Annotated in this window: 5 protein-coding genes; 4 read left to right on the forward strand and 1 reads right to left on the reverse strand. The window is 70.8% G+C overall.

What is annotated here, in order from left to right; genetic code table 11:
• Positions 1 to 47: 47 nt before the first annotated feature.
• Positions 48 to 1,589, forward strand: a complete 1,542-nt coding sequence (hutH, locus tag ACJA3G_RS29430; protein ID WP_406556082.1) for a histidine ammonia-lyase — start codon at positions 48 to 50, stop codon at positions 1,587 to 1,589.
• A gap of 82 nt (positions 1,590 to 1,671) precedes the next feature.
• On the opposite strand, the gene ACJA3G_RS29435 is transcribed toward hutH, so the two are convergent.
• Positions 1,672 to 1,992, reverse strand: coding sequence for a hypothetical protein (locus ACJA3G_RS29435; RefSeq protein WP_406556078.1), 321 nt, complete (start codon positions 1,990 to 1,992; stop codon positions 1,672 to 1,674).
• A gap of 108 nt (positions 1,993 to 2,100) precedes the next feature.
• On the opposite strand from ACJA3G_RS29435, the gene ACJA3G_RS29440 reads away from it, so the two are divergent.
• The 3 genes from ACJA3G_RS29440 to ACJA3G_RS29450 all read left to right on the forward strand — a co-directional run.
• Positions 2,101 to 2,451: a hypothetical protein gene (locus ACJA3G_RS29440; protein WP_406556079.1), complete on the forward strand. Its 351-nt coding sequence runs from the start codon at positions 2,101 to 2,103 to the stop codon at positions 2,449 to 2,451.
• A 127-nt stretch (positions 2,452 to 2,578) separates the two neighbouring features.
• A complete protein-coding gene (locus tag ACJA3G_RS29445) occupies positions 2,579 to 3,844 on the forward strand; it encodes an Ig-like domain-containing protein (protein ID WP_406556080.1) in 1,266 nt (421 codons plus the stop codon).
• 159 nt (positions 3,845 to 4,003) lie between these two features.
• A partial coding sequence (locus ACJA3G_RS29450; protein WP_406556081.1) for an ABC transporter permease occupies positions 4,004 to 5,215 on the forward strand: 1,212 nt, incomplete at its 3' end.

Consider the following 5,215-nt stretch of genomic DNA (forward strand, 5'->3'; position numbering starts at 1 on the left):
CCCTAGTGACACGCACCGATTCAATCCGTACGCTGCTGAATATGGATATGCACACTGTCGTGGTGGGGACGTCCGGGACGACCCCGGAGGACGTCGTCGCCGTCGCTCGCCGCAACGCCAGGGTCGAGCTCTCGGCCGACGCTCTCGACGCCCTCGCCAGAGCCCGCGGGATCGTGGACGCCCTGGCCGCCAAGCCGGAGCCCGTGTACGGCGTCTCCACCGGGTTCGGCGCCCTCGCCACCCGGCACATCAGCCCCGACCTGCGCGCCCAGCTCCAGCGCAACATCGTGCGCTCGCACGCCGCCGGCATGGGCCCGCGCGTGGAGCGCGAGGTGGTCCGCGCGCTGATGTTCCTGCGGCTGAAGACCGTCGCCTCGGGTCACACCGGCGTACGCCCGTCCGTCGCGCAGACCATGGCGGACATCCTGAACGCCGGGATCACTCCCGTCGTCCACGAGTACGGCTCGCTCGGCTGCTCCGGCGACCTCGCGCCGCTCTCGCACTGTGCCATGACCCTGATGGGCGAGGGCGACGCGGAGGGCCCCGACGGGGTCGTCCGGCCCGCCGGGGAGCTGCTCGCCGAGGCCGGCATCGAGCCCGTCGAGCTGCGCGAGAAGGAGGGCCTGGCCCTCCTCAACGGCACCGACGGCATGCTCGGCATGCTGGTCATGGCCCTCGCGGACCTCAAGAAGCTCTACACCTCCGCCGACATCACCGCCGCGCTCTCCCTGGAGGCGCTGCTCGGCACCGCCAGGGTCCTCGCCCCCGAGCTGCACGCGATCCGCCCGCACCCGGGCCAGGGCGCCTCCGCCGCCAACATGCTCGCCGTACTGAAGGGTTCCGGTCTGACCGGGCACTTCCAGGAGGACGAGGCCCCGCGCGTCCAGGACGCCTACTCGGTGCGCTGCGCCCCGCAGGTCGCCGGCGCCGGCCGCGACACCATCGCGTACGCGCTCACCGTCGCCGAGCGCGAGCTCGCCTCTGCGGTCGACAACCCCGTCGTCCTGCCGGACGGCCGCGTGGAGTCCAACGGCAACTTCCACGGCGCCCCGGTCGCCTACGTCCTGGACTTCCTGGCGATCGCCGCCGCCGACCTCGGCTCCATCGCCGAGCGCCGCACCGACCGCCTGCTCGACAAGAACCGCTCGCACGGCCTGCCGCCGTTCCTCGCGGACGACGCCGGTGTCGACTCCGGTCTGATGATCGCCCAGTACACGCAGGCCGCCCTGGTCAGCGAGATGAAGCGGCTGGCCGTCCCGGCCTCCGCCGACTCCATCCCGTCCTCCGCCATGCAGGAGGACCACGTCTCCATGGGCTGGTCGGCCGCCCGCAAGCTGCGGACCGCGATCGACAACCTGACCCGGATCATCGCCGTCGAGCTGTACGCGGCGACCCGGGGCATCGAGCTGCGCCACGGCCTCACCCCCGCGCCCGCCTCCGGGGCGGCCATCCGCGCGGCCCGGGAAGCCGGTGTCGGCGGTCCCGGCCCGGACCGCTTCCTCGCCCCCGACCTGGCCGCCGCCGACGCGTTCGTACGCTCCGGACAGCTGGTCGCGGCCGTCGAGACGGTCACCGGTCCGCTGGCCTGACAGCCGCGCGGTACGTGTGAAGGGGCGCCCGGGAACTTCCCGGGCGCCCCTTCACGTACGCGTACTTCCGTTCCGGAGGGATTCAGTACTGCTGGCGCGCCCTGCGCACCGAGAAGGCGACGAACCCCGCCCCCAGGCCCAGGAAGGCCGTACCGCCGAAGAGGTACGGGGACGTGTCCACCGTGCCCGTGTCGGCGAGGGCGGGCCCCGTCTGGGCGCCCGGCGCGGCGCCCGGCGTGGAGCCCGGCGCGGTGGCGGGCACGGCCCGGGGACCGGCCGCCGGGCGGGACGGGGCCGGCTGTGGCTTCTCGTCCGTGGCGTTGGCGGACGGGACGAACCACAGAGCGCAGAGCAGCGAGCCCGCGGCGGTGGCGGTGAGCAGAGGCCGGCGAGCGACGGACACCTGGTCGATCCCCCTTGTAGTACGGCGAATTGGTGGTGTGCGTCGATGCTAGTGAAAGCAGCGGGTCGCAGGAAAGTCGCGGAGGTCGCGAGCCCTACGCTCCGACGCATGACGACTGAAGAGACACCACGCTATGTCCGTCTCCGGGTGGATTTGGTACTGGAGATCGATGACCCGGAGGCGCTGACCGGCGCGGCCCTGGAGCGCATCACGGCGGACGAGCTCCTTCCGGATCAGGAACGCGCGCATGCCCGGTCCGCCGTACGGGAAGACGAGGCGGAGGCCCTGGCGTATCTCGTCGACCCCTTCGACCTGGTGGCCGAGGTGCCGGGGGTCGAGCTCGCACAGGCCTCCTGGAGCAGCGAGGAGGTCGAGTACGACCCCGACGACGAGGACTGGGACCTCGACGAGGAAGATGAGAGCGACGAGGAGGACGAGGACGAGGGCACGCGCCCTTGACGTCCGGGGGGCCGCGCGGGGGCCGGGTTTGTCCGGACCGGGTGGCGTTTCCCACACCTCATCCGGAAGGGGAACCACAGCTTCAGTGGCTATGTTGTTCAGTCGATGGCCTGGGGGACCGGCAACGATGGAGAAGCGTGTGATAACGGAGAGTAAGCGGCGCAAGGGTCTTGTGGCCGCGTCCGCGGTGCTCGGCGGTGTACTGCTGCTGTCGGCCTGCAACGACGGCGGCAAGGGCGGGGGCAGCGCCGACGCCTCGAAGTCGTCGCAGTCCCAGGTCGACAAGGCGGCCGAGAAGGACACCTCCGACGCGAAGATCACCATCACGCCCAAGAACGGCGCCGACAACGTCGGCATCAACAACGACACCAAGGTGTCGGTGGTCGACGGCAAGCTGACCTCGGTGGTCATGACGTCCGCCGAGGGCACTCCGGTCCCGGGGAAGATATCCGCGGACGGGCTGAGCTGGGTGCCGGACAAGCAGCTCAAGCGCTCGGCCAAGTACCGGATCACGGCGACCGCGCAGGACGCCAAGGGCCGCCAGGCGCACGAGAACACCGCGTTCGCGACCGTCTCGCCCGCCAACAGCTTCGTCGGCAACTTCACGCCCGAGTCCGGCTCCACGGTCGGCGTGGGCATGCCGGTGTCGGTGACCTTCGACAAGGCGGTCACCAACAAGAAGGACGTCCAGTCCCACATCTCGGTGACCTCCAGCAGCGGCCAGCAGGTCGTCGGGCACTGGTTCGGCGCCCAGCGCCTGGACTTCCGCCCGCAGGACTACTGGAAGTCCGGCTCGACCGTGACCATGAAGCTCGACCTCGACGGCGTCGAGGCCAAGCCGGGCGTCACCGGCGTCCAGGAGAAGACGGTCACCTTCAAGATCGGCCGCAACCAGGTCTCCACGGTCGACGCCAAGACCCACCAGATGACCGTCACGCAGGACGGCAGGACCGTCAAGACGATCCCGATCTCGGCGGGCGCGCCCGACCACAAGACGTACAACGGCACCATGGTGATCTCCGAGAAGTTCAAGGAGACCCGGATGAACGGCGCCACCGTCGGCTTCACGGACGGCGACGGCAAGGGCGAGTACGACATCAAGGACGTCCCGCACGCCATGCGCCTGTCGGCCTCGGGCACCTTCATCCACGGCAACTACTGGGGCGACAAGTCCATCTTCGGCAGCGTCAACACCAGCCACGGCTGCGTCGGCCTGTCCGACACCAAGGGCGCGGGCGACCCGAACACCGCCGCCGCCTGGTTCTACGAGCACTCCATCGTCGGTGACGTGGTCGTCGTCAAGAACACCGGCGACAAGACCATCACGCCCGACAACGGCTTCAGCGACTGGAACATGAGCTGGGCGGCCTGGCAGGCCGGCTCCGCCGCCTGATCCCGTCCCGTACCGGCCCGTACCGGCCCGTACCGGTTCGTACGACGCCGTACGACAGCGATGGCCGCGCCCGCATCCCCGGGCGCGGCCCTTCGCGTTCTCATGGCACTCTCATCGTGGCCTCAAGCCACGATCACCGGGCCCCTCTAGCTTCGCGCCATGTTCTTCACCTACCTCCGGCGCGAGCTGCGCCGCCGCAGAAAGGCGGCGCTGGTCGTCGCCTCGGGGCTCGCCCTCGGTATCGCGCTGGTCATCGTGGTCAGTTCGGTGTCGGCCGGGATGACCCGGGCGCAGGGCAAGGTCCTGCAGTCGCTGTACGGCCTCGGCACCGACATGACGGTCACCAAGGCCGCGGCCCCGCCCGGAACCCCGCAGGAGGGCCGCCAGCGCTTCAAGTTCGACGCCAGGGGCAGCGGGGACAGCGGCACCCAGTCCGGCGACCGGGTGATGGTCCAGGGCTTCCAGACCCTCGCCTCCTCCACCGTCGGCCAGGTCGGCGGGCAGAGCGGGGTGGCGGACGCCGTCGGCGGACTCAACCTGACCGTGCTGAAGGTCGACGGGCAATTCACCCGCGGCGAGTTCAAGCAGTACCGGCAGCAGCGGCGCGGCCAGGGCGGCGGCGGGGGCGGCCCGCAGGGCGAGGTGCAGGGCGGCGGCGCCTCCTTCGACGTCAACTCCTTCACGGTCTACGGCACGGACGTCACCAAGCAGGGGCTCGGCCCGCTCACCACCTCCCGGATCACCTCCGGCCGTACCTTCCGTACCGACGAGAACACCGCCCCGGTCGCGGTGCTCGACAGCGCGTACGCCAAGGAGAAGAAGCTCGCCCCCGGCGGCAGCATCACCGTCTCCACCACTAAGTTCACGGTCATCGGACTCGCCACGGCCGACAGCGGGGAGGCCGCCGCCAACGTCTATCTGCCGCTCGCGCGGGCGCAGACGCTCGCCGGCGCCAAGGACAAGGTCACCACGGTCTACGTCAAGGCCGCCGACTCGCAGAAGATCGCCGCGGTGAAGTCCGCCATCCAGAAGAACGTCCCCGGGACCACGGTGACCACCTCCGCCGACCTCGCCGACACCGTCTCGGGCTCCCTGTCCACCGCCGCCGACCTCGCCTCCAGCGTCGGCAGATGGCTCTCCTACGCCGTGCTGGCCGCCGCCTTCCTGGTGGCGGGGCTGCTCACCTCCTCGGCGGTCGGCCGCCGGGTGCGGGAGTTCGGCACGCTCAAGGCGCTCGGCTGGAAGAGCGGCCGGGTCACCCGCCAGGTCGTCGGAGAAGCCCTGGTCAACGGGCTGATGGGCGGTGTGCTCGGAATCGCCCTCGGGGTGGCGGGCGCCTACGCCGTCACCGCGATCAGCCCGACGCTCACC

The organism is Streptomyces sp. YS-3 (genome assembly GCF_045257485.1).
Lineage (GTDB): Bacteria > Actinomycetota > Actinomycetes > Streptomycetales > Streptomycetaceae > Streptomyces.